The following is a 25,461-nucleotide window of genomic DNA, read 5'->3' on the forward strand; positions in this document are numbered from 1 at the left end:
ACTAACGCTGGAGAAGCCGGCAGAGTTCGTCAAGCTGCTCAAGCGAACGGTAGGCGATCTTCAACTCGCCGCCCTTGTTCTTATGATTGATGCTCACCTTCATCCCGGTATTGTCGCTGAGGAGCTTCTCCAGCGACAAGGTGTCGGCATCCTTCTCCTTGCCGCGGCTGGCCCCATTGGACGTCGGGGTCGGTTGATCCGGCGCGCTTGCCAAGGCCTCGGCCTGCCGCACGGAAAGCCCCTCTTCAACGATCCGCCGGGCGAGGGCCGCCGGATCGGCGGCGCTGACCAGCGTGCGGGCATGACCCGCCGTCAGCGAGCCGTCGACAATGAGATCGCTGACGGCGGAGGGCAGCTTCAACAGGCGCAGGGTGTTCGCCACGTGGCTGCGGCTCTTGCCGATCACCTGGCCGAGGTCCGCCTGCGTATAGTGATGCTCGTCCATGAGCTGCTGGTAGCCACGCGCTTCTTCGAGCGGATTCAGATCGGAGCGCTGCACATTTTCGATGATGGCCAGTTCCAGTGCCGCCTTGTCATCGACGTCGCGCACAATAACCGGAACTTCCGTGAGCCCGGCGCGCTGCGCGGCGCGCCACCGCCTCTCGCCGGCGATGATCTCGTAACGGCCTTCAGCCGCCGGCCTCACCACGACAGGCTGGACGATGCCGTGCTCGCGGATGGACTGGGTGAGATCAGCCAGATCCGCTTCGCCGAAATTCCGCCGGGGATTACGCGGATTGGGCGACACGAACTCTATTGGAACAAAGCGATCGGCGCGAAACGTCTCTTTTTCGCTGGCGGAAGGCTTGTCCATTTCCCCGATGAGTGCGGCGAGGCCGCGACCGAGGCGCTTGCGGGAAGGATCTTCGTTCATTTTACGTCCATACTCTTGATGACACTCAAGCGGCCCGCAAGCGGCGTTCCCGCCGAATAACCTCGGAGGCGAGCTGCAAATAGGCCTGGCTGCCAGAGCATTTCAGATCATATAAAATGGCCGGCTTGCCGTAGGATGGGGCTTCGGAGACCCGGACATTGCGCGGAATCACCGTTTCATATACGGCATCGCCCATATGCGCTCGCACATCCTCGACCACCTGATTGGCCAGGTTGTTGCGACGGTCGAACATCGTCAGGACGATGCCCTGTATGGTTAAGCTGGGGTTAATCGAGCCCTTGATCTGCTCCACCGTCTCCAGAAGTTGACTGAGGCCCTCCAGCGCGAAAAATTCGCATTGCAGCGGAACAAGCACCGAGTCGGCGGCAGCCATTGCATTGAGCGTGAGCAGGTTCAGCGAGGGCGGACAGTCCACCAACACGTAGGAGTAGGGGCTGTCCTCGGCTTCGCGCAGCGCCCGGCGGAGCTTTAGCACCCGGTCGGGCGCCTCCGATATCTCCATTTCGATGCCAAGAAGATCGAGGGTCGACGGAATGATCGAAAGACCCGGAACCGCGGTCTCCATCGCCGCATCGGCAATCGTGGAGCGACCCGTCAGCACGTCATAGGAGGACAGGAGCCGCGCCTGACGGTCGATACCGAGCCCGGTGCTTGCATTTCCCTGGGGATCCAGGTCGGCGATGAGAACCTTCTCGCCAATGGCGGCCAAGGCAGTAGCCAGATTGATTGCCGTCGTCGTTTTTCCAACGCCGCCCTTCTGGTTGGCAACCGTGATGATGCGCGTGCGCTTATTCATGGCTCCCTGCCACCCGTCCATCCGTTCCAAAAACATCGCAGTCCTCGGCTATCAACGGCGCTGAAGATTGCTGATCTCCAGAATCACACCTTCACCTGCAATCAGGTCGCAATGTTCTACCAGATCGTATTTCCAAGCGGCACCGCTTTCTGCCACTTCCAACCGATAATCCCGGCCTTTATGAAAGAGCGCTCTCGCGCCGCCTGAAATCCAGGGCTCGGCCAGCGTCAGAAGCGTCCCCAGCGGCGCCAGCGCGCGTGCCGTGACAACATCCGGCACGCCGAGCGCCGCGTGGCACATCTCGATGCGTCTCGCATGCACCTTGGCCGGACATTGAAGGCCGGCGAGGGTCGTCTGGAGGAACGATGCCTTTTTCCGGTTGCTCTCCACCAGATCCACATGGGCCGAAGGGCGCTCACGCGCCAGGACGGCGATCACTGCGCCGGGAAACCCTCCTCCGGACCCCAGATCCAGCCAATGCAGCGCCTTCGGCGCGAGCCGCCACAACTGGGCGCTGTCGAGAATGTGGCGCTCCCACAGGGCTGGCAAGGTGGACGGCGCAGCAAGATTGATGTGCGGCGCCCAACGCCTGAAGGTGGACTCGAAGCTCTCCAGCCCCATGAATGTTTCACGTGAAACCGGGCCGGCCGCGGCGCGCAGGCTCTCGAAACGATCGGTAGTCACGCGGCCCCACGCGCCTCGCGGGCTTGCTGCCGGGATGCCATGAGCACCAGCGCAAGCGCCGTCGGTGTCATTCCATCGACATGCCGCGCCTCCGCCAACGTGGCCGGCTGCCGTTGCCGCAGCTTGCTCTTCAACTCATTGGAGAGTCCGGCAATGGCATCGAAATCGAGGCCTTCGGGGATCAGTGCCCCGTCTTCCCGGCGCAGTTGCTCCGCGTCTGCCACCTGCCGATCAAGATAGACCGCATATCTGGCCTCGGTCTCCAAAAATCGTGCCGCATCCGAATCGATTCGTTCCAGCTCGGGCCAGGTGGCAGCCAAGCGCCGCAGGTCCACCTCCGGATAGGATAGGAGATCGTAGGCCGAGCGCCGGACTCCGTCGCGGTTGAGCCTGATGTCTTTCGAAGCGGCTTCATTCGGAGACATCGTGAGCGACTGCAACAGTTCCCGCGCCTGGTCGAGCCGCCGCTGCAGGTCGCGGTACCGCGAGGCGCGTTCTTTTCCAGCTATTCCCCAGGCCTCCGCCGTCGGCGTAAGCCGGAGGTCCGCGTTGTCGGCGCGCAGCGACAGACGGAACTCGGCCCGAGAGGTGAACATACGGTAGGGCTCAGTCACGCCACGCGATACCAGGTCGTCGATCATGACCCCGATATAGGCATCCGCGCGGCCGAGACGGACGGCATCCAGACCACCCGCACGGCGGGCGGCGTTCAACCCGGCCACCAGGCCTTGGGCGGCCGCCTCCTCATAACCCGTGGTCCCGTTGATCTGCCCCGCAAGAAAAAGGCCGCCGATCCGGCGCGCCTCCAGTGAGCCGGTAAGCTCCCGCGGGTCCACGTGATCATACTCGATGGCGTAGCCCGGTTGGAGAACGACAGCCTTCTCGAGCCCCGGTATGGTTGCCAGCAGAGCATGCTGAACATCTTCAGGAAGCGACGTGGAAATGCCATTCGGATAGACCGTGTCATCCGACAGGCCCTCGGGCTCCAGAAATATCTGATGGCCTTCGCGATCGCCGAACTTGACGATCTTATCTTCGATCGACGGACAGTAGCGCGGCCCCACGCCTTCGATCGCCCCCGAATACATCGCCGAGCGATGCAGGTTGGCGCGGATGATCGCATGCGTCTCGGCCGTCGTCCGCGTTATCCCGCACTCGATCTGGCGGTTGGTGATCCGGTCGGTCATCAGCGAGAAGGGCACCGGTTCCGCATCCGCCGACTGCATGTTCAGCGACGCCCAGTCGATGGTCCGGCCATCAAGCCTGGGCGGCGTGCCGGTCTTAAGCCGTCCCAGACGAAAACCGGCCTGCTCGAGCGAGGCCGACAGGCGCTTGGCGGCGGGTTCTCCCGCCCGGCCGGCGACGACCGTTTTCTCGCCGATATGGATGAGCCCCCGCAGGAATGTCCCCGTTGTCAGAACGATCGCGCCGCAGTCTATGCGCCGTTCCCCAGAGATAATGACATGCGAGACCTCGCCATTCTGGATACCGATCTCCCATGCCTCGGCCTCGATCACATCCAAATGATCCTGCGCGTCGATGGCCTGTTGAACGGCTGCCCTATAGAGCGCCCGATCGGCCTGCGTGCGCGGGCCTCGCACTGCTGGTCCTTTGCGGCGGTTGAGCATCCGGAACTGAATGCCCGCGGCATCGGCCGCCCGTCCCATCAGGCCGTCAAGCGCGTCGACCTCCCGCACCAACTGGCCCTTGCCGATCCCGCCGATCGCGGGATTGCAGGACATCACGCCGATGGTTCCCTTGCTGAGCGTTACGAGGGCGGTGTTAGCGCCTGCGCGCGCGGACGCAGCCGCAGCCTCGCAGCCCGCATGGCCTCCCCCGATCACGACGACGTCATATTTCATCTGAACTGCCTACCGATAACCACGCCTGAAATGCGGGCTTCAGAGCTCCGCGTCAAGCGCCTTCGGCACGTTTCACGTGAAACCCGCGGATGATGGGTGCGCAAATGTTTCACGTGAGTCACGCCAGCGCCACTGAACCTGCTGCACGTTTCACGTGAATCGTTCCCGCGCACGGTTCATTGAATGTTTCACGTGAGTCATTTTCCGATGCAGAAACTCGAGAATATTTCACCCAGGATGTCTTCGGTCCCGATCTCTCCACATATTCGCCCCAAGGCATCGGCGGCCTGCCTCAGATCCTCTGCCCTGAGTTCCAGATCCAGTTCCTCGTTCGCCACGGCAGCCTTTATCTGCTCTGCTGCCTTCTGCAATTCTTCGACGTGCCGGCCTCGAAAGGGCAGGATCTCGCCCGTCGCGTCCTGCAAGGGCTGGCACAGCTTCTCAATGTCGTCCAGAAGCTGCGGCAGGCCTTCGCCGCTGACCGCCGATACCAGTCGATCCCACTTCCCCACAGGCGGCATCGGCAGAAGATCGGCCTTTGTTCCGACCTGCAGGATCCGGAGTCTTTCCGGCAGTTGCACGGTCTGCGGATCGGTGGCGTCCTGAAGATAAAGAATGAGGTCCGCCTCGCTTGCCCGCTTCAACGCGCGTTCGATGCCGATCGCCTCTACCTTTGCGGCATGCTCCCGTATCCCAGCCGTATCGACCATGTTCACTTTCATGCCGCCAATGTCGAGGCTGACTTCCAGCAGATCCCTAGTCGTTCCCGCTTCATCGGTAACGATAGCTACCTCGCGCTTGGCCAGCGCATTCAGCAGGCTCGACTTGCCCGAGTTCGGGGCCCCGAGGATGACGATGCTCAGCCCTTCCCGCACGATCTCGGCACGGCGGTAGCCGGCTGCGTGGGCTTCAATCATCTTCTGGAGCGCCTTCAGTTCGTCCCATACCCTGTCCGATACCGAGCCCGGAACATCTGCCTCGTCGGCGAAATCCAGTTCGGCCTCCAGGAAAGCCCGCGCCTGCAGAAGGCTTTGGCGCCAGCCCCCGTAAAGCCGCCTGTGGGCGTCACTGCCGTTGACAATTGCGAAGCGCCGTTGTGCCTCCGTCTCCGCATCGATCAGGTCTGCAAGCGCCTCGGCCCCCGTCAAATCCATCTTGCCGTTCAAGAAAGCCCGCTGGGTGAAGGCTCCGGCCTCCGCTGCCCGGGTCCCCTTGCACGAAGAGATCATCTCCAGCATCGCGCGGACGACGCCCCTCCCGCCGTGCAGATGAAACTCGGCGCAATCCTCCCCGGTGAAGCTGGTCGGTCCCGGAAAGAAGATGCATAGGCCGCGGTCGATTGTCTCTCCGCCTCCATTGCGAAACCTGCTCAATCTTGCATGGCGCGCCGGTGGAACCGAGCCGGCGATCTGCTCGACGATCGACCGCGTGTGCGGACCCGACAGTCGCACCACAGCAACGCCGGACGGCAGACCGCCGCTGGACAGCGCGTAGATGGTCTCGCGATGCAGGATTTGATTGATCATGCCAGGCGCTCTACCTAAGGGCAAGTCGACTGCAGCCATGGAGGCCCCATTGCCGTTGCCCGCTAAGAACATGCTTTCGGCTGAAACCAGCCCTTATCTCAAACAGCATCAGTCGAACCCGGTGCACTGGCGCCCGTGGTCCGACGAGGCCTTGGCCGAGGCGCGTGAGTTGAATAGGCCCATCCTTCTCTCCATAGGATACGCCGCCTGCCACTGGTGCCATGTCATGGCTCACGAGAGCTTCGAAGACGGTGACGTCGCCGATCTCATGAACCGGCTCTTCGTGAATATCAAGGTCGACCGCGAAGAACGGCCGGATATCGACCAGATCTATATGGCCGCGCTGACGGCGACAGGCGAGCAGGGCGGCTGGCCGCTGACCATGTTCCTGACGCCGGATGCCAAACCCTTCTGGGGCGGAACGTATTTTCCGCCGACCCAGCGCTTCGGCCGGCCCTCCTTTCGCGACCTTCTCAATGCCGTGCACCAGGCCTGGACAGAGAAGAACGACGAGTTGATGCGCAGCGCGGATGCGCTCAATGCCCATGTAGAAGCGCGGCTCGCGCCTGCCGGCACCACTGCTGCAGGCGTCGAGCCTCCGTTGGCACAGCTTGCTTCCCGCATTCATTCCCTCATCGACACCGAGCAGGGGGGCCTGCGCGGCGCGCCCAAATTCCCAAACACGCCCTTCATGAACATTCTTTGGCTGGACTGGCTGGAAACGGCAAATGCGGGCTATCGGGACGCGGTGGTCTTCAGCCTCAGAAAAATGCTTTCGGGCGGCATCTACGACCATATAGGCGGCGGGCTTGCGCGCTACGCCACCGACGCGCGCTGGCTGGTGCCTCACTTTGAGAAGATGCTGTACGACAACGCACAACTGATCAGCCTCGCCTCGCAGGCCTATGCCGCGACTGGAGACCAGCTTTTCCATACGCGTATCGAGGAAACCATTGGTTGGCTCCTGCGTGAAATGCGCACGGAAGGCGGCGCCTTCACGGCCAGCTTGGACGCCGACTCCGAGGGGAAGGAAGGCAAATATTATCTATGGACCGAAAGTCAGATAAAGGACGTACTGGGTTCGGATACCGAACGGTTCCTGGAAACATATGAGCTGGCGAAACCGGAAGGGTGGGAAGGCGATCCCATTCTCCACCGCAGTTACCGTAGTGCCATTACTCCGCGGGACGAGCCCTGGCTGGCCGAGCAGCGGGACAAGCTCCTTGCAGCACGCCAGCACCGGGTACCGCCAGGGCGCGACGATAAGGTGCTGGTCGACTGGAACGGATCGGCGATTGCAGCCATCGTGCAGGCCGGCCGGCAGTTCCAGCGCCCCGACTGGATTGAAGCCGCCCAATCGGCATTTCATTTCATATCCGAATCGACTGCCGAAGGCCGCTTGCCCCACAGTATAGGCGGCGGCAAAGGTCAGCTCCCGGGTCTTTCCAGCGACTATGCGGCGATGATCAAAGCCGCTGTGGCGCTCTATCAGGCAACCGGCGACCACGATGTGATAGCACGGGCAGTGGAGTGGTATGAGGCGCTGCAAACCTGGCACACGGCACCCGGCGACCACGGCCACTTTCTCACTGCATCCGACGCATCCGACGTGCCGATCCGGGTGAGGGGCGACATCGACGAGGCGATACCATCCGCCACGGCGCAGATCATCGAGGCTCTCACCCAGCTGTCGATGGCAACTGGCGATCAACCGATCTACGATGCTGCGGCCGATGCGGCTCAGCATGCGCTGTCCCGCATCGGCCAGCAGGCCTACGGCCAGGCAGGCATCGTCTATGCCGCAGCCCTCGCGCGCAAGCCGATCAAGCTGCTCATCGTCGACAACAGGGAAGGGGCGTTCTTCCAGGTGGCGGCAGCCAATCCCGATCCCCGCCGCGTCGATATTGCTCTATCGGATCAGCCCCACCCGTCCGAAACTGCCAGCGGCATCACCATTGATCGCGCACGGCCTGGCGCCTGGTTGTGCGTTGGGACACGCTGTCTGCCGCCGATCCGAAACCCGGAAGAACTGGCAGCGCTGCTGCCGGATCACGGAGCTTAGGTCACTTTATCGGCTCCCTTAAGCGCCAGATTGTTCCTGAGACCAGGAAAAGAAGATAGCCGGCGTAGTTACCGGCTACGTATTCATCGAATCGAAGAACTCCGCATTGCTCTTGGTCTGCTTGAGCTTGTCGATCAGGAATTCGATCGCATCCGTAGTGCCCATCGGAGCAAGAATGCGGCGCAGAACGAAGATCTTCTGCAGATCCTGCCGTGCGATGAGAAGGTCTTCCTTGCGCGTGCCGGACTTCAGAATGTCGATTGCCGGGAAGATGCGCTTGTCGGCAACCTTCCTGTCGAGGACGATTTCCGAGTTGCCAGTGCCCTTGAACTCTTCGAAGATGACTTCGTCCATGCGGCTGCCCGTATCGATCAGCGCGGTGGCGATGATCGTCAGCGATCCACCCTCTTCTATATTGCGTGCCGCGCCGAAGAAGCGCTTGGGGCGCTGCAGCGCGTTGGCGTCGACGCCGCCGGTCAGCACCTTGCCGGAGGACGGAACCACCGTATTGTACGCACGGCCCAGCCGCGTAATCGAATCGAGCAGGATCACAACGTCGCGCCCATGCTCGACCAGCCGCTTGGCCTTCTCGATCACCATTTCCGCCACCTGCACATGACGCGTGGCCGGCTCGTCGAAGGTCGATGACACGACCTCGCCCTTCACCGATCGCTGCATATCCGTCACCTCTTCCGGTCGCTCGTCGATCAGAAGGACGATCAGATAACACTCCGGATGGTTCGACGTGACCGAATGGGCGATGTTCTGCAGGATCACCGTCTTACCGGTGCGGGGCGGCGCCACGATGAGGCCGCGCTGGCCCTTGCCCAGCGGCGCGACCAGATCAATCACGCGCGGCGTGTTGTCCTTGGTCGTCGGGTTCTCTATCTCCATTCGCAGACGCTCGTCCGGATAGAGCGGTGTAAGGTTGTCGAAGTGAATCTTGTGACGGATCTTCTCCGGATCCTCGAAGTTGATCGTGTTGACCTTCAAGAGCGCGAAATAGCGCTCCCCTTCCTTCGGGCCGCGGATGGGACCCTCAACCGTATCGCCCGTCTTCAACGAGAAGCGGCGGATCTGGGAGGGAGAGATGTATATATCGTCCGGTCCCGGAAGGTAATTTGCCGAAGCCGAGCGCAAGAACCCAAAACCGTCCTGCAGAACCTCGACGACACCTTCGCCGATGATCTCGAAGTCCTGGATCGCAAGCTTCTTCAGGATGGCGAACATGAGCTCTTGCTTGCGCATGATGCTCGCATTCTCCACCTCGAGCGATTCGGCGAACGCAATGAGATCGGTCGGCGACTTGCTCTTAAGCTCTTGAAGTTTCATTTCCTGCATGGTGCGGACTCTGGATCGATCATGGGAATTTGGGATGCGGCACGCCCCGGAGCGCTTGAAGCGTCCCGAAATCCGGAAGGAAACAACGCCGGACGTGCAAAGGAAGGAACGCCCTTTTATCGTCCCGGCCCCAAAAGAGCAAGGCGCCTTTTGTTCCGCCCGCCGAAAACGCTCAGAACGGTTTCACGACGACCAAAATGACGATAGCGATCATGAGCAATGTAGGTATTTCGTTGACGATGCGCCAGTGCCGCGCCGGCTTTTCGTTGCGGTCGGCTGCAAATGTCCTCACGCCCCTGGCCAGATAGCCGTGCAAGCCGGAAAGCAGCACCACCGCCGCGATCTTGGCATGAAGCCAGCCGCCGGAAAAGCCGAAGCCCTTCCATGCGAGCCAGAGCCCGAACACCCAAGTCGCCATCATCGCAGGGTTGATGATGAAGCGCAGAAGCCGGTATTCCATCACCTTGAAGGTTTCGCTCTGCGGCGAGCCGACAGCAGTCTCGGCGTGATAGACGAAAAGCCGCGGCAGATAGAGCATTCCCGCCATCCAGGAGATCACGGCAACGATGTGGAACGCCTTGATCCAATTATAGAGCCCATCCGGCGCCGCCAAAAACAGAAGCAGTACCAGAACGGCAAGGATGGCGAGCGCAACGACGGCTCTCATGCCGGCTTTCCTGCCGCTGATCTCACCGCTCGCGGTCATCGGTTCGCCCCGCGCACACGCTGCACCATCGCCTCCACATGGGCGATCGGCGTTTCCGGCGTGATGCCATGGCCGAGGTTGAACACGAGAGGGCCATCTCCCAGAGCCTCCAGGATCCGATCGACCCCCTCCTCCAGTGCTTTGCCGCCCGCCCTGAGCCGCATCGGATCGAGATTGCCTTGCACCGGACCGAGCGCCTGCAAACGACGCGCCTGGGACAAAGGCACCGACCAATCGAGGCCGAGGGTCGTTATGCCTGTTTTCGCCCGATAGCTGTCGTAAAGCATGCCTGCCCCTTTCGGGAATCCGACGATCGGCACCTCCGGATGCTTCTCCCGCACGCGCCTGACCATCTCGGCAACCGGCTTCATGCACCAGGCCTCAAAACTCGCCTCGTCCAGGACCCCTGCCCAGGAATCAAAGATCTGCACAGCGTCGGCGCCGGCGTCGATCTGCCGGATGAGATATTCCGCCGATTGTGCGGCAAGCTTCGCGAGCAGGGCCTCCATGGCCTCTGGGTCGGAAAATCCGAACAATCGTCCAGGCGCCTGATCCGGCGTTCCATGACCGGCGATCATATAGGTCGCCACGGTCCAGGGCGCGCCGCAAAAGCCGATCAGCGCCGTTTCCGGCGGCAATTCACGCCGCAACCGCCGTACGGTCTCGTAGACCGGCTCGAGATTCACGTGAAACAACGACCGATCCAGCACATCGACGTCCTGCGGCTTGATGGGCGTCATCATCGGTCCGCGGCCCTCCACGAAACGCAGCTCGCGGCCAAGCGCGTGGGGCACCACCAGAATATCGGAAAAAAGTATCGATGCGTCGAAACCGAAACGGCGGATCGGCTGCAGCGTCACCTCGACAGCCATAGCCGGGTCATAGCAAAGATCAAGAAAGCTTCCGGCGCGCTTCCGCGTTTCCCTATACTCCGGCAGATATCGGCCGGCCTGGCGCATCATCCAGATGGGAGGGGGAAACACGGTTTTCCCTCTCATGACCTCCAGGAATTTCATTTCCGCCAAGGCGACGCCTCCGTTTAGGAATTAATTAAGAATCTATCGATTAGTCTTCTTTTGATTCTAAGAGTCTGTTTGGAACGTGGATTAAATCCTGTCCACCGAACCGGCCAAGCGGGCATTGCGCATATTGCCGCGTCCTTGACCCATACATGTGGGAAAAGGCCGTGGACAGTCATGATTCAGCAATCTGAATCAAATGCCTAAGCGGCATGGCTCGATGCGAAGAATATCGAGCGGCTGTGGACGGCCCCGTTCGTCCACATTCTTTTGCACATGCGCGGTTCGCATCCTCCTGTGCGGTGAATTGTGGATTTCCACCCATCTTTTCCCCTGCTCCTGGTCTCGTCAGAAACTATCCCACGCGCTATCAACACTTCTCCACAGCAAGTGAGCGCACGGTGTGCATAAACCTCAAAGCTTCTTCCACCTGCATCTGATTTCAGACGCGACCGGTGAAACATTGCTGGCGGCTGGTCGGGCCGCCGCCGCCCAGTACAAGAACGCGCGCGCCATCGAGCACATCTATCCGCTCATCCGCACGGAAAAGCAGCTCGCCCGGGTCTTCGCCGAAATCGACGAGGAGCCGGGCATCGTCCTTTATACGATCGTCGACCAGTCCCTTGCCCGCCAGATCGACGAGCGCTGCGCCGCGATGGGCCTGCCCTGCGTCTCGGTTCTGGAGCCGGTTCTGACGGTCTTCCAGTCATATCTGGGAACACCGGCCGGTCGTCGGGTCGGTGCTCAGCACGTGCTCGACGCGGACTATTTCCGCCGCATCGACGCGCTTAACTTCACTATGGAGCATGATGACGGACAGCTTCCCAGCGACATAGATGAAGCCGAGATCATCCTCGTCGGCGTTTCGCGCACCTCCAAGACGCCGACCAGCATCTATCTGGCCAATCGCGGCATCAAAACCGCCAACGTTCCCATAGTACTCGACGTGCCGCCTCCTGAAAGCCTTGCGCGAGCGGAAAAGCCTCTGATCGTCGGCCTCATCGCCTCGGCCGAGCGCATCGCCCAGATCCGCCAGAATCGCATCCTTGGCACGCCGGGAACGGACAATTTCGACACCTATACCGACCGCAGCACGATCGCGCGCGAACTCGCCTACGCCCGTCAGCTTTGTGCGCGCCATGGCTGGCCGGTAATCGATGTCACGAGGCGCTCCATCGAGGAAACCGCTGCAGCCATCATGGCGTTGCGGTCAAAACCGCAAAGATCCCAAGGGGAATCGCTATGACAGAGAAAATCGTCCTGGCTTCCACGAGCCCGTTTCGCCGCCAGTTGCTGGAAAATGCAGGCATTTCCGTGGAGGCCGTTGCCCCGGAAGTCGATGAGCGCGTTGTCGAGGCGCCTTTGGAAAATGCCGGGGTAAGTCCGGAAGACGTCGCGCTCATCCTGGCCGAGGCCAAGGCGGTGGACGTTTCGGAGCGTCATCCCCATGCCCTCGTCATCGGCTGCGACCAGACGCTCTCCCTCGGCGACCGGGTTTTTCACAAGCCCAAGGATATGGAGGGCGCGCGCAGGCATCTTCTCGATCTGTCCGGCAAGACGCACCAGCTCAACAGTGCGATTGTGCTGGCGCGCGCGGGCCAGCCGATCTGGCGGCATCTTTCCCAGGGCAGCTTGACCATGCGGAAACTCGATCCGGGCTTCATCGGGCGGCATCTTTCACAGGTTGGCGAAAAGGCGCTCTCCAGTGTCGGCGCCTATCAGGTCGAAGGGCCGGGCATCCAGCTTTTCACGAAGATCGAAGGCGACTACTTCACCATCATCGGCCTGCCCCTCCTTCCGCTCCTGGAGAAACTGCGTGAAGAAGGAGCCATCGATGGCTGAAGCCTTGCCGCGCGCCTTCGTCTGCGGCCACCCTATCGCTCATTCCCGTTCGCCGCTTATTCATGGATATTGGCTCCAGCACTACGGGATAGAGGGAACATACGAGCGTCTGGATGTGCCGCCGGAGGCACTGGAAGGATTCCTTCGGGATATGCCTGGCTCCGCCTATGTCGGTGGCAACGTGACGATCCCTCACAAGGAAAACGCCTGCCGGCTTGTAGACCACCTCGATGAGGCGGCCCATCGCATCGGCGCCGTCAACACGCTTTGGATGGACGGCGGCCGTCTGCACGGCGGCAACACCGATGCCTACGGCTTCGCCGCCAATCTGGATGCCGAGACGCCCGGCTGGAGCCAGAGCGGCGTTGCCACGATCCTGGGTGCGGGCGGCGCGGCCCGAGCCATCGTTCACGCCCTTCAGGAGCGGGCTTTCCGCCAGATCCGCATCGTCAACAGAACCTCCTCCCGCGCACAGGCCTTGGCCGCGCATTTCCGCGGAGCCGCCAGTGCCCACGCTTGGGATGCTCTGCCGGAGCTGCTTCCCGAGACCGGTCTGCTGATCAACACAACTTCGCTTGGCATGGACGGTGGGCCGGGTCTGGAACTGGACCTTTCACTGCTGCCTTCCACGGTCATCGTCAGCGACATCGTCTACGCCCCTCTCCTCACGCCACTGCTGGCGATGGCGCGGGACCGTGGGTTGCGGACGGTGGATGGCCTCGGGATGCTGCTGCATCAAGCCGTCCCAGGCTTCGAAAAGTGGTTCGGCCGCCGCCCCGAAGTGACGCCCGAACTGCGCGCGCTCGTCATTGCCGATCTGGAGTTGCACCAATGATCGTTCTGGGCCTGACCGGCTCCATCGGCATGGGCAAATCCACCACGGCGAAGATGTTTGCCGAAGCGGGCGTGCCGGTGCACGATTCGGATGCCGCTGTGCATCGCCTGTATGAGGGTGCCGCCGCGCCGGAGGTGGAAAAGCTGTTCCCAGGCACCACTTCAAGGGGCAAAGTCGACCGCGACAGGCTGGCCAAGGCGGTCGTCGGAAATCCGCAAGCACTGAAAAAGCTTGAGGCGCTCATTCACCCTATGGTCCGGCAGGACGCCGACAGGTTCGTTGCCGAGCATCGTGCCCGCGGCACGCCTCTCGTCCTCCTCGATATTCCGCTTCTGTTCGAGACCGGCGGCACCGACCGGGTCGACAAGGTCGTGGTCGTCACGGCGCCGGCCGAGGTGCAACGAAGGCGCGTCCTGGCGCGGCCGGGCATGTCGGAGGACAAGTTCAAGGCCATGCTGGACCGGCAGGTGCCCGATGCCGAAAAGCGCGCCCGCGCCGACTTCATCATCGACACGAGCCAGGGCATGGATGCGGCACGCGCCGAAGTGAGCCGTATCGTCGAGAGCCTTCAACAGGATTGAGTGTTCTCCGTCTTGCCTGGCCCGGCTTCCCACGTGCATGCTGCGCCCAGGAGCGAATCGATGCGTGAGATAATTTTCGACACGGAGACGACGGGATTGGATCCGCGTGAGGATCGCATCATCGAGCTTGGCTGCGTCGAGCTCGACAACCGCTTTCCCACGGGCCGCAGCCTGCACAAGTTTATCAACCCGCAAGGCCGCAAAGTGCATCCGGATGCTCAGGCCGTACATGGCATCTCCGACAGCGACCTCTCCGACAAGCCGGTCTTCGGCAAGATTCTCGACGAGTTCCTGGAGTTTATCGACGGGGCCAAGCTGGTCGCCCACAACGCCAATTTCGATATGGGTTTCATCAATGCCGAGTTCGGGCGCCTCGGTCAGCCCTTCGTCGATCCTTCGCGCGTGGTCGACACGCTGGCCATTGCCCGGCGCAAGCATCCGATGGGTCCAAATTCGCTCGACGCGCTGTGCCGGCGATACGGCATAGACAATTCCAGGCGCACCAAACACGGCGCCCTGCTCGACGCCGAACTTCTGGCGGAAGTGTATATCGAACTGGTCGGCGGCAAGCAGGCGGCGTTCGGATTGGAAGTCGTGGACAAATCTTCGCGGCCCGACGGCCCGGCGCGGCAAGTGCAGGTCGTCCTGCCCCCCGCCCGAGACCGCTTCCCGGCCGGCTCACTGCGGAGGAGCGCGAGGCGCACAGGGCCATGGTCTCCGGGCTTGGCGACAACGCAATCTGGCTGAAAATCATCCACGCTGAAGACGAACCGCCCGCGCTCGCAAAGTAAAAGCCGGAGCGGATGCCGCCCCGGCCTGAAAATCAGGTCACGGTTTTCCTGGACCAGTAAGGAGCCGATCGTGAACAATCCGGGTTCTAAGCGGCGGCCTGCATCGGCCGGAATTGAAGCACAGCGATCAAGAACGACAAAAACACCTTCAGCCACCTGAGCAGGAGGGAGAAGTTGTAGCCGGCGGTGGCCAGGATGGCGTTGATGGCATCGCCCTGGGCGTGGGCGAGGTAGTTGCGGCCCATCCTTGCTCGTTCTTGATATGGCCGATCACCGGCTCGACGGCGGGTCGTCGTCGCATCTGGCGCTTGATGGCCGGCGTCACGCGACGCTTCTGGCCTGCGGTGAAGACCCTGAACCTGTGGCTTTGCGGCGCGTTGTGGCCGCGGTAGCCAGCGTCGGCGAGGATGCGCTCGATCTCGGCGCCGACGGTGTCTTGCATCGCGGGGATGACCGTTCCCAGGGTATGGCCGTCATAGGGGTTGCCGGGAAGGGCCATGACGTGCAGAGCGAACTGGCCGCCCTTCGAGCGCTTCAGCGTGGTGGCGATCGAGACTTTGACGCCGAATTCATAAGGGGCGTGGGCCTTGCCCTTGCCGATGCACTCGACCTCATGGGCGTGCAGGCTGTAGATCTTGCGGCCACGCTGGCGTTGCCTCTGCTCGAGAACGGTGGAGGCTTGGTAGAGCGGCCACTTGAAGACCGCGTCCAGCTCCGCATCGCCGGCGATCTGGCGCTTGATGTCGCGGATGGTCCGTCCGAGATAGGTCTTCAGCTTGCGCAGCGCCTTGCCCGCTCGCTTGAATTGCTTGGCGTGGGCATAGCGCTGATGCTTGATCAGCGCCAGCTTGCCGACCCGGACATAGGACTGGCGCAGGTCGAGCCCCGTCTTCTTGGCCAGCCGTACCAGCCGCTCGCGGGCACGATGGATGAGCTTGGCGCCGGTCGGAAACATGACATTCTTGGGCTGCACCGTCGTGTCGACGATGACCCGCCGCGTGTCCTGCGGCTTCATCGCGCCAGTCTTCACCGCCACCGCAAGGCTTTCCTGCAGCAGGACTGCGATCCGTTCCTCGCCCATGCGCTGACGCCAGCGCGTCATCGAGGAGCGGTCAAAAGGCAGTTCGTGCTGGAAGAACTCCTCGCCGCACAGATACTGGTAATAAGCGTTCTCGATCCACCGCTCGCACAGTGCCTCGTCCGACAGGTTGAAGGTGTGCTTGAGGAGCGCCAGCCCAGCCATCAGCCGTGTCGGCAAGGGCGGCATACCCGGCCCGTCGGAATAGACCGCGCCGAAACGCTCTTCCAGCACCGACCAGTCGATGGCCTGCGTCAACCGCACCAGCTCGTGCTTCATGTTGAGAATCTGATCAAGGCGGGCGCGGAACAGATCCTGTTCTCCCGTCTCACGCCGCTCGCGTGGTTTGCCCATCGCCTGGCTCTCCGATTCACCGCGATAAAGGCAGTGAATCATGCTTCGCCGGGCAGACCATAAACTGGAATTGCAAGAAAACGACCCACAACAAGGCTGTTTCCTGCAATCTCGAAAACAAAACTGCAGCCTTTTTCTACGGAATATCAGTGTCTTCCGGATTCTTCGCGGCCGACTAAGGATCAGGTCGCCTGAACCTTGGCCTTGGCCTGCTCCTCGGCCATGCGCTGCTGGAACATCCGCGCGAAGTCGATCGGGTCGATCATCAGGGGCGGGAAGCCGCCATTGCGCGTGGCGTCGGCGATGATCTGCCGGGCAAACGGAAAGAGCAGCCGCGGGCACTCGATGAAAAGCAGCGGGAGCATGTGCTCCTGCGGAAAGCCTTCGATGCGGAAGACGCCGCCATAGATCAGCTCGACATTGAAGAGGACGTTCTTGTCCGCTTCCGCCCGCGCGCTCAGCGTGAGAACCACGTCATAGTCCGCGCCGCTGATCGGGTTGGCGTTCACATTGACGTTGATATTGATCGCCGGAGCTTTGTCGCGACCGCGCAGGGACTGCGGAGCACCCGGGCTTTCGAAGGAAAGATCCTTCACATATTGCGTAAGCACGTTCAGGCTGGGCTGCTTGCCGTTCCCGCTCTTCGCCGCCGCCCCTTGCGCTTCCTTTTTATCCTGCGGTTCTTTGGCCATCCGCCTTGTCCTCGTCATGTGCTGGCGCCCGCGGGCGCGGTTCTGTAAATCGAGCGTTCGCTACCATGGGCGCTCGTTCAAGACAAGTTTAAGCGGGGCGGCGGCTAGTCGTCACGCCGGCCGGGCTCCCTCCAGGGCGAGTGCTCGTTCTTTTCCCTTGTGTAGTCGTCCAAATCGAGGTCGATCGTCTTGTCCGTCTTCTTCGGGTGCTGCCCGCCGCCCGCCGCGCCGGCACTGACCACGGTGATGCGATCGCGCAGAAAACGCCAGCCGATATCGCGAATGGCGGGCACGAACAGCAAAAAGCCGAGCGTGTCGGTCACGAAGCCCGGGGTCAGCAGCAAGACACCCGCTATCATGATCATGACACCATGCACCAGGTCGCGGCCGGGCATCCGCCCCTCATCAAGCGTATGGCGGACGCGGGCGAGGAGCCCGAAGCCTTGGATGCGCAGCAGGATCGTGCCGGCCACGGCCGTTAGAAGAACCAGCCCAAGGGTCGGCAGCACGCCGATCTGGCTTCCGACAACCACAAAAACGGCAATTTCCAGGAGCGGTATCGCCAGCAGGAGAAATGGGACAACAGAGAAGGGCACTTTTTTGTTCTAACCTTGTTGGAGAAACGGGAGAAAAGCCGTCAAGGTGCCGATATCGACGTCTCTTGGTGGCACTCCGCTACAGGAGATAGTAACGCGCGGACAGGATTTGAATGATAGGCTCGCGCGTTCTATATGAAATCAAGTTGCGGTGGATCGGTTTCACCGCTGTTTGCCCTGGAGTTCAAGGGCGGTGCGACAAAGGCGGCTAGCGGCTGAACGATATGGAATTCTTTGATTTCGGCACAATTTTCTTCCTGGTCGCGGCGGTCGTGATCTTCTTTCAATTGCGAAACGTCCTCGGACGCCGCACGGGCAATGAGCGTCCGCCGTTCGATCCGTATACGGCCTCCCGTCGCAAGACTGCCGACAAAAGCGCCGAGGACAACGTCATTTCCCTGCCGCGGCGCAAGGACGCGCCTGAAACCGCGGAAGCTTATGCGGCGATCGATGCCATCGCCAAGCCTGGCACCAGCGTGAACAGAGGCCTGCGCGCAATCATGGACGCCGACCCCTCCTTCGATCCGCGCGGTTTCATCGAGGGCGCAAAGATGGCCTACGAGATGATAGTCATGGCCTTTGCCGACGGCGACCGAAAGACCCTGAAGAATCTTCTTTCGCGGGACGTATATGAGGGCTTCGTGTCTGCCATCGACGAGCGTGAGAAGCGGTCGGAGAAAATTGAATCGTCCTTTGTCGGTATCGACAAGGCGACGATCGTCGGCGCCGAGATGAAAGGGACCGAGGCCCATGTCACGCTGCGCATCGTCAGCGAGCTGATCTCGGCCACCCGCGACAATGCCGGCAGCGTAATCGACGGCGATCCCGAGACAGTCGCCGAAGTCAAGGACGTCTGGACCTTCGCACGCGATACGCGCTCCGGCGATCCCAACTGGAAGCTGGTGGCCACCGAAGCAGAGGAATAGGTCAGGTGGCTGAGCCGGGGCGGAACCCGGAAGGCTGGCAGGGGCCTATTCCAGCCGTTCGGCCGGTAGCCTTCCCAGACATTGCCGGCTGGATGTCCGACGACCTCCTGTCGGCGTTTGCTGCCTTCCGTCGCTCCGCGGAATACGCCAAGACCGTAAAGCCGTACCGTACCGGCAGCTTCGGCATCTCGGCCGCGTCCTTCGGCGAGTCCTTTGAAGCGGCCCTGTCGTCCCGTGGCGATATCGGCCCGGCCGATTCCCGCGCCTTCTTCGAACATTTCTTCCGCCCCCATCGCGTTTTGCCGGAGACGGGTGGGCAGGGCTTCGTCACGGGCTATTACGAACCTGAGGCGAAAGCGTCCCTTGTGCGGACCGAGCGTTTCCAGGTTCCTGTATATGGCAGACCGCTCGATCTGGTCGAAATCGACCCCGACGATCCGCCCCCCGGCATAGAGCCGGGTTATGCGTTTGCTAGGCGCGAGGGCGAGCGCCTGATCCCTTACTTCGATCGCAGGGCCATTGACACCGGTGCGCTGGAAGGCAGGGGACTGGAGCTGTTCTGGCTGGACGATCGGGTCGATGCGTTCTTCATTCATGTTCAGGGCGCCGCGCGTCTCCACATGCCGGACGGCGGCGTGCGGCGGATCACTTACGCGGGCAAGACCGGCCATCCTTTCACCGGAATTGGCCGCGTTTTGGCAGGTATGGACGAGATTCCGCCGTCCGAGGTCACTATGCAGTCCATTCGCGCCTGGCTCGCCGACAATCCCAGCCGCGTCGATGACATTCTCTGGCGCAACCGCTCCTACATTTTCTTTCGGGAAACCGAACCGGGCGATGCCGCGCTCGGACCGGTCGCTGCGGCAAAGGTGCAGCTCACGCCCGGCCGCTCCGTCGCCGTCGACCGCCTTCTGCACACTTTCGCGACCCCCTTCTTCATCCTATCGCCGGCCCTGGACGCGGGGGGACGGCCGTTCCAGCGCCTGATGATCGCTCAGGACACCGGATCGGCAATCACCGGCCCGGCGCGCGGCGATCTGTTCATGGGCACGGGAAAAGATGCCGGCGAAACCGCCGGTGTCATCCGGCATCCCGCTGATTTTCATATGCTCGTTCCCCGGGCAATGGACGGGTTGCCGGGATGAAAAGGACGGCCCGAAAGAGCCTCACCCGGGAGGATCGCGTCCTGTGGACCAAAGTGGCGCGCACCGCGAAGCCGCTGCCAGGAAAAGCCGTTCCCGAAGAAGATGAGGCCGAAGCACCGGCAGAGCCGCCGCGCGCCAGGGCGGCGGCGGTCAAGGCACCGCCAGGTCAATCGCCACGCCCGGAAATATCAACGCCGGGCAGCAACGCTCCACGCAAGATGGATGCAGCTACCCGTGAAAAGATCGCCCGCGGCCGGCTTGCGATTGCGGGGCGGGTCGACCTGCATGGCTTGAGGCAGGAGGAGGCGCATATGCTGCTATTGTCGTTTCTGCGCCGGGCCTATGAGGCGGATCGCCGCTACCTGCTTGTCATCACCGGCAAGGGCTCCTCGCCCGCAAGCGAGGGGATATTGCGGCGGGCGGTTCCGCAATGGTTTGCCACTGCTCCATTCCGGCAACTCATTAGTGGCTACGAGGAAGCATCGCGCCAGCATGGCGGCGAGGGAGCGATCTATGTGCGTCTGCGCCGCAGGGAGCAGGCCGGATGACGCCTTTCGGGGAACGCATCCGGCAGCTTCGCCAATCCCGGGGCGCCAGCCAAAAGGAGATGGCGGCCGCCCTTAATGTCAGTCCGGCCTATCTATCGGCGCTGGAGCACGGCCGGCGCAGCCCGCCGAACTGGGCGATGGTGCAGAAGATCATCGGCTATTTCAACGTGATCTGGGACGAGGCGGACGAGCTTCAGCGTCTGGCCGAAATTTCCGACCCGCGCGTCGTCGTGAACACGGCGGGCCTTTCCGACAAAGCGACCGCGCTCGCCAATCTGCTGGCGCGCAACATCGCCACCCTCGATGATGCGCAGATCGATGAGCTTTTCCGGCGCCTGGAGGCAATGCTGGAGGATGATGGATCGAAAACCAGCGACGCGGCCCGGCGGCGGCGCTCATGAAGCGGGAACGAGCGCCTGCAGCTCTTCCAGCCGGTCGTTGACCAGCCAGCCATAGTAGTTTTCTTCCGGGAGTTTGATGTCCTGGCCGTGCTTGCGGCGCAGCCGGTTCTCCGCAGCCAGCTTGGCTGCCCGGGTCGCGGGGTTGCCGACATTATAGAGCGTCGCCGTGATTCCCGGGTTTTTCGAGATATCGAACCCGGCTATCTCGCGGTAGGCGTCGATGGATTTCTTGATCGTTGCCGATATGTAGGCCAGCGTTATGTCGGGGTCCATGATGGTCTGGTAGACCTTCTGCGGATCGCGATGATCGATCTTCTCGTAACCGGAAACGCGGTTGACGATGTCGGTCATCTGCAGCGCCGTCAGCGGATTGAGCTGCCCTATGCCGAATGTCTGGCCCGCATAGAGCGGCTGGAAGAAGACCGCGCTGAACCGGTCGTCGGGAAAGCGTTTTCCGTCCACCTTCCTGCCGCGGAACGCCTTGTCCCAGACTACCTCGCGGCAGCTCCACAGGGCGTAGCTGCCCTTCCTGTCATCGCACTCGGCGAATTCCGGCCGCTCAATGAAATCCGCGATGCCCTCACCCTCATAGGAGAAGCTGAAGTTGCTGTTCAGATAGGAGACGGCCTTCACATAATAGGTCTGCAGCCGGTCGTAGACATCCACGTTGTAGGTATGTTCCCCGATGATGGCGCCGATGACGTGGGTGGGGTCGATGCCATACTCGTCGGCTGTGACGCGGATCTTCTCGCGCAGCGCGACGTCGTTCTTCAGGAGCTGGTAGACCCGCTTGTATTTGGCCTCGAATGTCGTTTTCCCGGCGCTCGTGCGCGAGGCCGACGCGCCCGGCACGGGCGGCTGTTCTTCGTGCCTGTTGCCGGGCGGCACGAGGCTGGCCGCTTCCACGGCGTTCGCCGCGCAAACCAACAAAAGCCCTGCCAGGATGCTGTGCCTCAGCGCCATGCGCCGCCCGCCGTCATATGCTTGTTCTGATTGCGCGCAACCTATGGAAACACATGCATTGAGTCGAGCCCTAATATTGTGCGGAGAACGGGCGCTAGAGGATGAAGCGCGAAAGGTCCGTGTTCTTCGCTAGGTCGCCGACATTGGTGTCGACATAGCCGGCATCGATCGTGACCTTGGAGCCCGACCGGTCGGGCGCGTTGTACGAGATGTCGTCCAGAACACGCTCCATCACGGTCTGCAGCCTGCGGGCCCCGATGTTCTCCACGCTGGCGTTGAGGTCGACGGCAATCGCCGCGAGCCGGTCGATGGCATCGTCGGTGAACTCCAGCTCGACGCCTTCGGTGTCCATCAGCGCGATATACTGCTTGATGAGGCTCGCCTCCGTCTCGGTCAGGATGCGGCGGAAATCGTCCTTCTCCAGCGCCCGCAACTCGACTCTGATCGGCAGGCGGCCCTGCAGTTCCGGCAGAAGATCGGACGGCTTCGACACGTGGAACGCGCCGGAGGCGATGAACAGGATATGATCGGTTTTGACCGGCCCGTACTTCGTGGCCACGGTCGTTCCCTCCACCAGCGGCAGCAGGTCGCGCTGCACGCCTTCCCGGGAGACGCCGGCACCCATGCCGCCTTCGCGGGATGCGATCTTGTCGATTTCGTCAAGGAAGACGATGCCGTCGTTCTGCGCCGATGACAGCGCGGCCTGTATGACGGCGTCCTGGTCGAGCAGCTTGTCGGACTCGTCGTCGATCAGTTGCCCGTAGGACTCCTTGACCGTGGTCTTGCGCACTTTGGTGCGGCTGCCGCCCATAGCTTTTTGCAGCATGTCGTTGATGTTGAGGACGCCGATATTGGCTCCCGGCATGCCGGGAATCTCGAAGCCGGGCATGCCGCCGCCGGTATCGGAAACCTCGATCTCGATCTCCTTGTCGTCGAGCTCGCCGTTGCGCAGCTTCTTGCGGAAGCTGTCCCTTGTGGCCGGGCTGGCCGTTTTGCCGACCAGCGCTTCCAGCACGCGCTCCTCAGCCGCAACGTGAGCCCGGGCTTTCACTTCCTCGCGCATTTTCTCGCGGGTCAGCCCGATAGCGACCTCCACGAGATCGCGGATGATCTGCTCCACGTCGCGGCCGACATAGCCGACCTCCGTGAATTTCGTGGCCTCCACTTTCATGAACGGCGCGCCTGCCAGCTTGGCCAGCCGCCGCGAAATCTCGGTCTTGCCGACGCCGGTGGGGCCGATCATGAGGATGTTCTTTGGCATCACCTCTTCGCGCAACCCCTCATCGAGCTGCTGGCGGCGCCAGCGATTGCGCAGCGCGATGGCGACCGCACGCTTGGCGTCCTTCTGGCCGATGATGAAGCGGTCAAGCTCCGAAACGATCTCGCGCGGGGAAAAATTCGTCATAGGTTGGTCTCGCTTGCGTGTCGGTCGTATTGCATGATGAGTGCATCGCCGGTGCGGCCCTCAAGGTGGGGAACAGGGCGGAACCCGGCTTTTTCATAGGCGCGTATGGCGCGCGCATTGCCGCGGTCCGGATCGATGATGATGCTTCGGTGCCCTTCCTCGATCAACCGGCGAACGAAAGCGGCAAGGGCGGCGGAGCCGATGCCCTTGGACAGAAGTTCGGGATCGCCGAGGGAAAGATCGACGCCGATCGTCTCGGACGGAAGCTCCATGAGCCAGGGATGTTCCTTCACCCATTGCTCATTCTGATGATGGCCGATGAACCAGTACTGGATGTATCCCACTGGCCGGTCGTCGAGCACGATGAGGAACGGCCGCGTGGAATCGTGTCCTTCGACCATGTCGCGGATGAAACCCAGTTCCTCCTCCGGATCGCCCCACCATTCCCGCATGTGGGGGGCGCCGAGCCATTGCGCGAGCATCGGCAGATCGGCCTCCATCACCGGATTGAAGCGGATATTTGACCCTTCATTCTTCATCCAGCGATTCCAGGACGACGTTGTCGTTGGTGTAGATGCAGATGCTAGCTGCGATGGCCATCGCCTTGCGCGCCACTTCCTCGGCATCCTTGTCCGTATCCAGAAGCGCGCGGGCGGCCGCGAGCGCGTAGTTTCCGCCCGATCCGATCGCCATCACGCCCTGCTCGGGCTCCAGCACGTCCCCATTGCCGGTAAGCGCCAGCGTGATCGATTTGTCCGCAACCAGCATCATCGCCTCCAGCCGGCGCAGATACCGGTCGGTGCGCCAGTCTTTGGCCAGTTCCACACAGGCGCGCATCAGCTGGTCGGGATACTGCTCGAGCTTGCTTTCCAGCCGCTCCAGCAGCGTGAACGCATCCGCCGTCGCGCCGGCGAAACCGGCGATGACATTGCCCTTACCGATCCGGCGTACCTTGCGTGCATTGCCCTTCATCACTGTCTGGCCCAGGCTGACCTGCCCGTCGCCGGCGATCACCACCTTGCCGCCCTTGCGAACGGTGACGATGGTGGTGGCGTGCATGGAAGGGGCTTCACTCATGGCGGGTCCTTTCGAACGGCGGGCGTCTCCAGAGCGGTTATGTAAGCGGCCCGCCGGCAATTGCAAACCGGGCATGTTGCCCGAGGCCGCCATCTTCCGGCGCAAGGATACCCACGACGCCGGCTGGCGCTGGCGTTCCGGCGGACATGCTGCTAGAAGGCTGGCCTTCTGACCGCCAAGAGGACAGCCATGGCTCAAGGGACGGCGCGCAAGGCCGAAATCAGCCGCAGGACCAACGAGACGGATATCGCCGTTTCGGTCGATCTCGATGGGGAAGGGCGCTTCGACGTCGCATCCGGCGTCGGCTTTTTCGACCATATGCTCGAGCAGCTTTGCCGCCACAGCCTCATCGACATCACGCTTAGAGCCAAGGGCGATCTGCACATCGACGACCACCACACGGTGGAGGATTGCGGCATTGCCATCGGTCAGGCGCTTGCGAAGGCGCTGGGCGAGCGGCGCGGCATCATGCGCTATGCTTCGCTCGACCTTGCCATGGACGAATGCCTGACACGGGCAGCCGTCGACGTTTCGGGCCGGCCGTTCCTGGTCTGGAATGTGACCTTTCCGACCGCCAAAATCGGCACGTTCGACACGGAACTGGTTCGGGAGTTCTTCCAGGCCCTGGCGCAGAGCGCCGGCATTACGCTGCACGTCGCCAACCACTATGGCGCCAACAGCCACCATATCGCCGAGACCTGCTTCAAAGCCGTGGCGCGGGTGCTGCGCGCCGCGCTTGAGGCCGATCCCCGTCAGCCCGATGCCGTCCCCTCCACCAAGGGAACGCTGAACGGCTGACCGTCGTAACGCCTGCATGGGGCGAAGAGTTGAATGGCAAGCTATCTCGTAGTCGAACCTGAAACCGAAACGGGCGATGCCGCGGAAAAGGCAGTGGTGCTGCGCGACGGCTTTTCCTTTTTTGCCTTTCTGGCGCCCGTCATTTGGTTCCTCGTCCACCGCATGTGGTGGGAGGCGCTCGCCGCACTGGCGCTGGCACTGGCACTGGCGGCGCTGGGAACGGTCGCCGGATACTCGGCCGCGGCCTTCATCGTCTCCTTGTGCGTTTCGTTTCTGATAGGCATGGAGGCGCAGAGCTGGCGGGTCGCGTCCCTGCAGCGCAGAGGCTGGCATGTATGGGGCGTTGTGGAGGCCAATTCCAAGGACGAGGCAGAAATCCGCTACGCGGCCGAATCGGCGTCCGGTCCCCAATATGTCCGCACGAGCCAGAGGCCGGCCGCGGCGCCTCCGCCAGTGCCTTGGGGATCGGCCGGAAACCCCGTCGCACAGCGCCGCCATTCCACCTTCGGCCTGATCGACTACCCCCGGAAGTCCTGAA

The 25,461-nt window shown here is 62.1% G+C and carries 25 protein-coding genes and 2 pseudogenes; 12 read left to right on the forward strand and 15 right to left on the reverse strand.

The window, feature by feature from the left end:
* Position 1: 1 nt before the first annotated feature.
* The 5 genes from NTH_RS10050 to mnmE form a co-directional block, all read right to left on the reverse strand.
* Entirely contained in the window at positions 2-874 is an 873-nt protein-coding gene (locus NTH_RS10050; protein WP_338529888.1) for a ParB/RepB/Spo0J family partition protein, read from the reverse strand.
* Positions 875-899: 25 nt separating this feature from the next.
* Positions 900-1,691, reverse strand: coding sequence for a ParA family protein (locus NTH_RS10055; protein WP_338529889.1), 792 nt, complete (start codon positions 1,689-1,691; stop codon positions 900-902).
* A gap of 51 nt (positions 1,692-1,742) precedes the next feature.
* Positions 1,743-2,375, reverse strand: coding sequence for a 16S rRNA (guanine(527)-N(7))-methyltransferase RsmG (gene rsmG, locus NTH_RS10060; protein ID WP_422392375.1), 633 nt, complete (start codon positions 2,373-2,375; stop codon positions 1,743-1,745).
* On the reverse strand, positions 2,372-4,237 hold the full coding sequence (mnmG, locus tag NTH_RS10065; RefSeq protein WP_338529891.1) for a tRNA uridine-5-carboxymethylaminomethyl(34) synthesis enzyme MnmG: 1,866 nt from the start codon (positions 4,235-4,237) through the stop codon (positions 2,372-2,374). The genes rsmG and mnmG overlap by 4 nt, the downstream gene beginning before the upstream one ends.
* A gap of 197 nt (positions 4,238-4,434) precedes the next feature.
* Positions 4,435-5,763, reverse strand: coding sequence for a tRNA uridine-5-carboxymethylaminomethyl(34) synthesis GTPase MnmE (gene mnmE / locus NTH_RS10070; protein ID WP_422392376.1), 1,329 nt, complete (start codon positions 5,761-5,763; stop codon positions 4,435-4,437).
* 49 nt (positions 5,764-5,812) lie between these two features.
* Between mnmE and NTH_RS10075 the strand changes: the two genes are divergently transcribed.
* Positions 5,813-7,825 carry a thioredoxin domain-containing protein gene (locus NTH_RS10075; RefSeq protein ID WP_338529892.1) on the forward strand — a complete coding sequence of 671 codons (2,013 nt, stop codon included), beginning with the start codon at positions 5,813-5,815 and terminating at the stop codon, positions 7,823-7,825.
* A gap of 75 nt (positions 7,826-7,900) precedes the next feature.
* On the opposite strand, the gene rho is transcribed toward NTH_RS10075, so the two are convergent.
* From rho to hemE, 3 genes are all read right to left on the reverse strand, one after another.
* The gene (gene rho, locus NTH_RS10080) at positions 7,901-9,166 is read right to left on the reverse strand and encodes a transcription termination factor Rho (RefSeq protein ID WP_338529893.1); all 1,266 of its coding nucleotides are present in this window, start codon (positions 9,164-9,166) and stop codon (positions 7,901-7,903) included.
* Positions 9,167-9,338: 172 nt separating this feature from the next.
* The gene (gene hemJ / locus NTH_RS10085) at positions 9,339-9,833 is read right to left on the reverse strand and encodes a protoporphyrinogen oxidase HemJ (RefSeq protein WP_338529894.1); all 495 of its coding nucleotides are present in this window, start codon (positions 9,831-9,833) and stop codon (positions 9,339-9,341) included.
* A 35-nt stretch (positions 9,834-9,868) separates the two neighbouring features.
* The gene (gene hemE / locus NTH_RS10090) at positions 9,869-10,888 is read right to left on the reverse strand and encodes a uroporphyrinogen decarboxylase (RefSeq protein ID WP_338531862.1); all 1,020 of its coding nucleotides are present in this window, start codon (positions 10,886-10,888) and stop codon (positions 9,869-9,871) included.
* Between the two features lie 406 nt (positions 10,889-11,294).
* Between hemE and NTH_RS10095 the strand changes: the two genes are divergently transcribed.
* From NTH_RS10095 to dnaQ, 5 genes and pseudogenes are all read left to right on the forward strand, one after another.
* Positions 11,295-12,137: a pyruvate, water dikinase regulatory protein gene (locus NTH_RS10095; RefSeq protein ID WP_338529895.1), complete on the forward strand. Its 843-nt coding sequence runs from the start codon at positions 11,295-11,297 to the stop codon at positions 12,135-12,137.
* Positions 12,134-12,733 carry a Maf-like protein gene (locus tag NTH_RS10100; protein ID WP_338529896.1) on the forward strand — a complete coding sequence of 200 codons (600 nt, stop codon included), beginning with the start codon at positions 12,134-12,136 and terminating at the stop codon, positions 12,731-12,733. Before NTH_RS10095 ends, NTH_RS10100 begins: the two co-directional genes overlap by 4 nt.
* Positions 12,726-13,568, forward strand: a complete 843-nt coding sequence (locus NTH_RS10105; protein ID WP_338529897.1) for a shikimate dehydrogenase — start codon at positions 12,726-12,728, stop codon at positions 13,566-13,568. The genes NTH_RS10100 and NTH_RS10105 overlap by 8 nt, the downstream gene beginning before the upstream one ends.
* Entirely contained in the window at positions 13,565-14,149 is a 585-nt protein-coding gene (gene coaE / locus NTH_RS10110) for a dephospho-CoA kinase (RefSeq protein WP_338529898.1), read from the forward strand. Before NTH_RS10105 ends, coaE begins: the two co-directional genes overlap by 4 nt.
* Positions 14,150-14,209: 60 nt before the next feature.
* Positions 14,210-14,940, forward strand: a pseudogene (dnaQ, locus tag NTH_RS10115) (DNA polymerase III subunit epsilon).
* Between the two features lie 86 nt (positions 14,941-15,026).
* Here the strand turns inward: dnaQ and NTH_RS10120 are convergent.
* The 3 genes and pseudogenes from NTH_RS10120 to NTH_RS10130 all read right to left on the reverse strand — a co-directional run bounded on the left by NTH_RS10120 (position 15,027) and on the right by NTH_RS10130 (position 17,660).
* Positions 15,027-16,372: pseudogene (locus NTH_RS10120) on the reverse strand (IS5 family transposase).
* A gap of 182 nt (positions 16,373-16,554) precedes the next feature.
* Positions 16,555-17,064 carry a protein-export chaperone SecB gene (secB, locus tag NTH_RS10125; RefSeq protein WP_338529899.1) on the reverse strand — a complete coding sequence of 170 codons (510 nt, stop codon included), beginning with the start codon at positions 17,062-17,064 and terminating at the stop codon, positions 16,555-16,557.
* A 104-nt stretch (positions 17,065-17,168) separates the two neighbouring features.
* Positions 17,169-17,660 carry an FxsA family protein gene (locus tag NTH_RS10130; protein WP_338529900.1) on the reverse strand — a complete coding sequence of 164 codons (492 nt, stop codon included), beginning with the start codon at positions 17,658-17,660 and terminating at the stop codon, positions 17,169-17,171.
* Positions 17,661-17,884: 224 nt separating this feature from the next.
* Between NTH_RS10130 and NTH_RS10135 the strand changes: the two genes are divergently transcribed.
* The 4 genes from NTH_RS10135 to NTH_RS10150 all read left to right on the forward strand — a co-directional run bounded on the left by NTH_RS10135 (position 17,885) and on the right by NTH_RS10150 (position 20,680).
* Positions 17,885-18,586, forward strand: a complete 702-nt coding sequence (locus NTH_RS10135) for a Tim44/TimA family putative adaptor protein (RefSeq protein WP_338529901.1) — start codon at positions 17,885-17,887, stop codon at positions 18,584-18,586.
* Positions 18,587-18,678: 92 nt separating this feature from the next.
* Positions 18,679-19,731: a murein transglycosylase A gene (locus NTH_RS10140; RefSeq protein WP_338529902.1), complete on the forward strand. Its 1,053-nt coding sequence runs from the start codon at positions 18,679-18,681 to the stop codon at positions 19,729-19,731.
* A complete protein-coding gene (locus NTH_RS10145) occupies positions 19,728-20,279 on the forward strand; it encodes a Smr/MutS family protein (protein WP_338529903.1) in 552 nt (183 codons plus the stop codon). Before NTH_RS10140 ends, NTH_RS10145 begins: the two co-directional genes overlap by 4 nt.
* On the forward strand, positions 20,276-20,680 hold the full coding sequence (locus NTH_RS10150) for a helix-turn-helix domain-containing protein (RefSeq protein WP_338529904.1): 405 nt from the start codon (positions 20,276-20,278) through the stop codon (positions 20,678-20,680). The genes NTH_RS10145 and NTH_RS10150 overlap by 4 nt, the downstream gene beginning before the upstream one ends.
* On the opposite strand, the gene NTH_RS10155 is transcribed toward NTH_RS10150, so the two are convergent.
* The 4 genes from NTH_RS10155 to hslV all read right to left on the reverse strand — a co-directional run bounded on the left by NTH_RS10155 (position 20,675) and on the right by hslV (position 24,125).
* Positions 20,675-21,643: a DUF1402 family protein gene (locus NTH_RS10155; RefSeq protein ID WP_338529905.1), complete on the reverse strand. Its 969-nt coding sequence runs from the start codon at positions 21,641-21,643 to the stop codon at positions 20,675-20,677. The two genes, NTH_RS10150 and NTH_RS10155, sit on opposite strands and share 6 nt — an antisense overlap.
* A gap of 94 nt (positions 21,644-21,737) precedes the next feature.
* Positions 21,738-23,048, reverse strand: coding sequence for an ATP-dependent protease ATPase subunit HslU (gene hslU, locus NTH_RS10160; RefSeq protein WP_338529906.1), 1,311 nt, complete (start codon positions 23,046-23,048; stop codon positions 21,738-21,740).
* A complete protein-coding gene (locus NTH_RS10165; RefSeq protein ID WP_338529907.1) occupies positions 23,045-23,587 on the reverse strand; it encodes a GNAT family N-acetyltransferase in 543 nt (180 codons plus the stop codon). The genes hslU and NTH_RS10165 overlap by 4 nt, the downstream gene beginning before the upstream one ends.
* The gene (gene hslV, locus NTH_RS10170; RefSeq protein WP_338529908.1) at positions 23,577-24,125 is read right to left on the reverse strand and encodes an ATP-dependent protease subunit HslV; all 549 of its coding nucleotides are present in this window, start codon (positions 24,123-24,125) and stop codon (positions 23,577-23,579) included. The genes NTH_RS10165 and hslV overlap by 11 nt, the downstream gene beginning before the upstream one ends.
* Positions 24,126-24,314: 189 nt before the next feature.
* Here hslV and hisB point away from each other — a divergent pair, with 189 nt between their 5' ends.
* Positions 24,315-24,923, forward strand: coding sequence for an imidazoleglycerol-phosphate dehydratase HisB (hisB, locus tag NTH_RS10175; protein ID WP_338529909.1), 609 nt, complete (start codon positions 24,315-24,317; stop codon positions 24,921-24,923).
* A 33-nt stretch (positions 24,924-24,956) separates the two neighbouring features.
* On the forward strand, positions 24,957-25,460 hold the full coding sequence (locus NTH_RS10180) for a DUF2628 domain-containing protein (RefSeq protein ID WP_338529910.1): 504 nt from the start codon (positions 24,957-24,959) through the stop codon (positions 25,458-25,460).
* Position 25,461: the final 1 nt, after the last annotated feature.

Origin of the sequence: Nitratireductor thuwali (assembly GCF_036621415.1) — a bacterium.
Classification (GTDB): domain Bacteria; phylum Pseudomonadota; class Alphaproteobacteria; order Rhizobiales; family Rhizobiaceae; genus Chelativorans; species Chelativorans thuwali.

Excerpts from the sequence above, each read along its gene's own strand:
- NTH_RS10050 (WP_338529888.1), bottom strand. The coding sequence starts at position 874 with ATGAACGAAGATCCTTCCCGCAAGCGCCTCGGTCGCGGCCTCGCCGCA.
- NTH_RS10055 (WP_338529889.1), bottom strand. The coding sequence starts at position 1,691 with ATGAATAAGCGCACGCGCATCATCACGGTTGCCAACCAGAAGGGCGGC.
- mnmG (WP_338529891.1), bottom strand. The coding sequence starts at position 4,237 with ATGAAATATGACGTCGTCGTGATCGGGGGAGGCCATGCGGGCTGCGAG.
- mnmE (WP_422392376.1), bottom strand. The coding sequence starts at position 5,763 with ATGATCAATCAAATCCTGCATCGCGAGACCATCTACGCGCTGTCCAGC.
- rho (WP_338529893.1), bottom strand. The coding sequence starts at position 9,166 with ATGCAGGAAATGAAACTTCAAGAGCTTAAGAGCAAGTCGCCGACCGAT.
- hemJ (WP_338529894.1), bottom strand. The coding sequence starts at position 9,833 with ATGAGAGCCGTCGTTGCGCTCGCCATCCTTGCCGTTCTGGTACTGCTT.
- hemE (WP_338531862.1), bottom strand. The coding sequence starts at position 10,888 with ATGAAATTCCTGGAGGTCATGAGAGGGAAAACCGTGTTTCCCCCTCCC.
- NTH_RS10100 (WP_338529896.1), top strand. The coding sequence starts at position 12,134 with ATGACAGAGAAAATCGTCCTGGCTTCCACGAGCCCGTTTCGCCGCCAG.
- NTH_RS10105 (WP_338529897.1), top strand. The coding sequence starts at position 12,726 with ATGGCTGAAGCCTTGCCGCGCGCCTTCGTCTGCGGCCACCCTATCGCT.
- coaE (WP_338529898.1), top strand. The coding sequence starts at position 13,565 with ATGATCGTTCTGGGCCTGACCGGCTCCATCGGCATGGGCAAATCCACC.
- secB (WP_338529899.1), bottom strand. The coding sequence starts at position 17,064 with ATGGCCAAAGAACCGCAGGATAAAAAGGAAGCGCAAGGGGCGGCGGCG.
- NTH_RS10135 (WP_338529901.1), top strand. The coding sequence starts at position 17,885 with ATGGAATTCTTTGATTTCGGCACAATTTTCTTCCTGGTCGCGGCGGTC.
- NTH_RS10140 (WP_338529902.1), top strand. The coding sequence starts at position 18,679 with ATGTCCGACGACCTCCTGTCGGCGTTTGCTGCCTTCCGTCGCTCCGCG.
- NTH_RS10145 (WP_338529903.1), top strand. The coding sequence starts at position 19,728 with ATGAAAAGGACGGCCCGAAAGAGCCTCACCCGGGAGGATCGCGTCCTG.
- NTH_RS10150 (WP_338529904.1), top strand. The coding sequence starts at position 20,276 with ATGACGCCTTTCGGGGAACGCATCCGGCAGCTTCGCCAATCCCGGGGC.
- NTH_RS10155 (WP_338529905.1), bottom strand. The coding sequence starts at position 21,643 with ATGGCGCTGAGGCACAGCATCCTGGCAGGGCTTTTGTTGGTTTGCGCG.
- hslU (WP_338529906.1), bottom strand. The coding sequence starts at position 23,048 with ATGACGAATTTTTCCCCGCGCGAGATCGTTTCGGAGCTTGACCGCTTC.
- NTH_RS10165 (WP_338529907.1), bottom strand. The coding sequence starts at position 23,587 with ATGAAGAATGAAGGGTCAAATATCCGCTTCAATCCGGTGATGGAGGCC.
- hslV (WP_338529908.1), bottom strand. The coding sequence starts at position 24,125 with ATGAGTGAAGCCCCTTCCATGCACGCCACCACCATCGTCACCGTTCGC.
- hisB (WP_338529909.1), top strand. The coding sequence starts at position 24,315 with ATGGCTCAAGGGACGGCGCGCAAGGCCGAAATCAGCCGCAGGACCAAC.
- NTH_RS10180 (WP_338529910.1), top strand. The coding sequence starts at position 24,957 with ATGGCAAGCTATCTCGTAGTCGAACCTGAAACCGAAACGGGCGATGCC.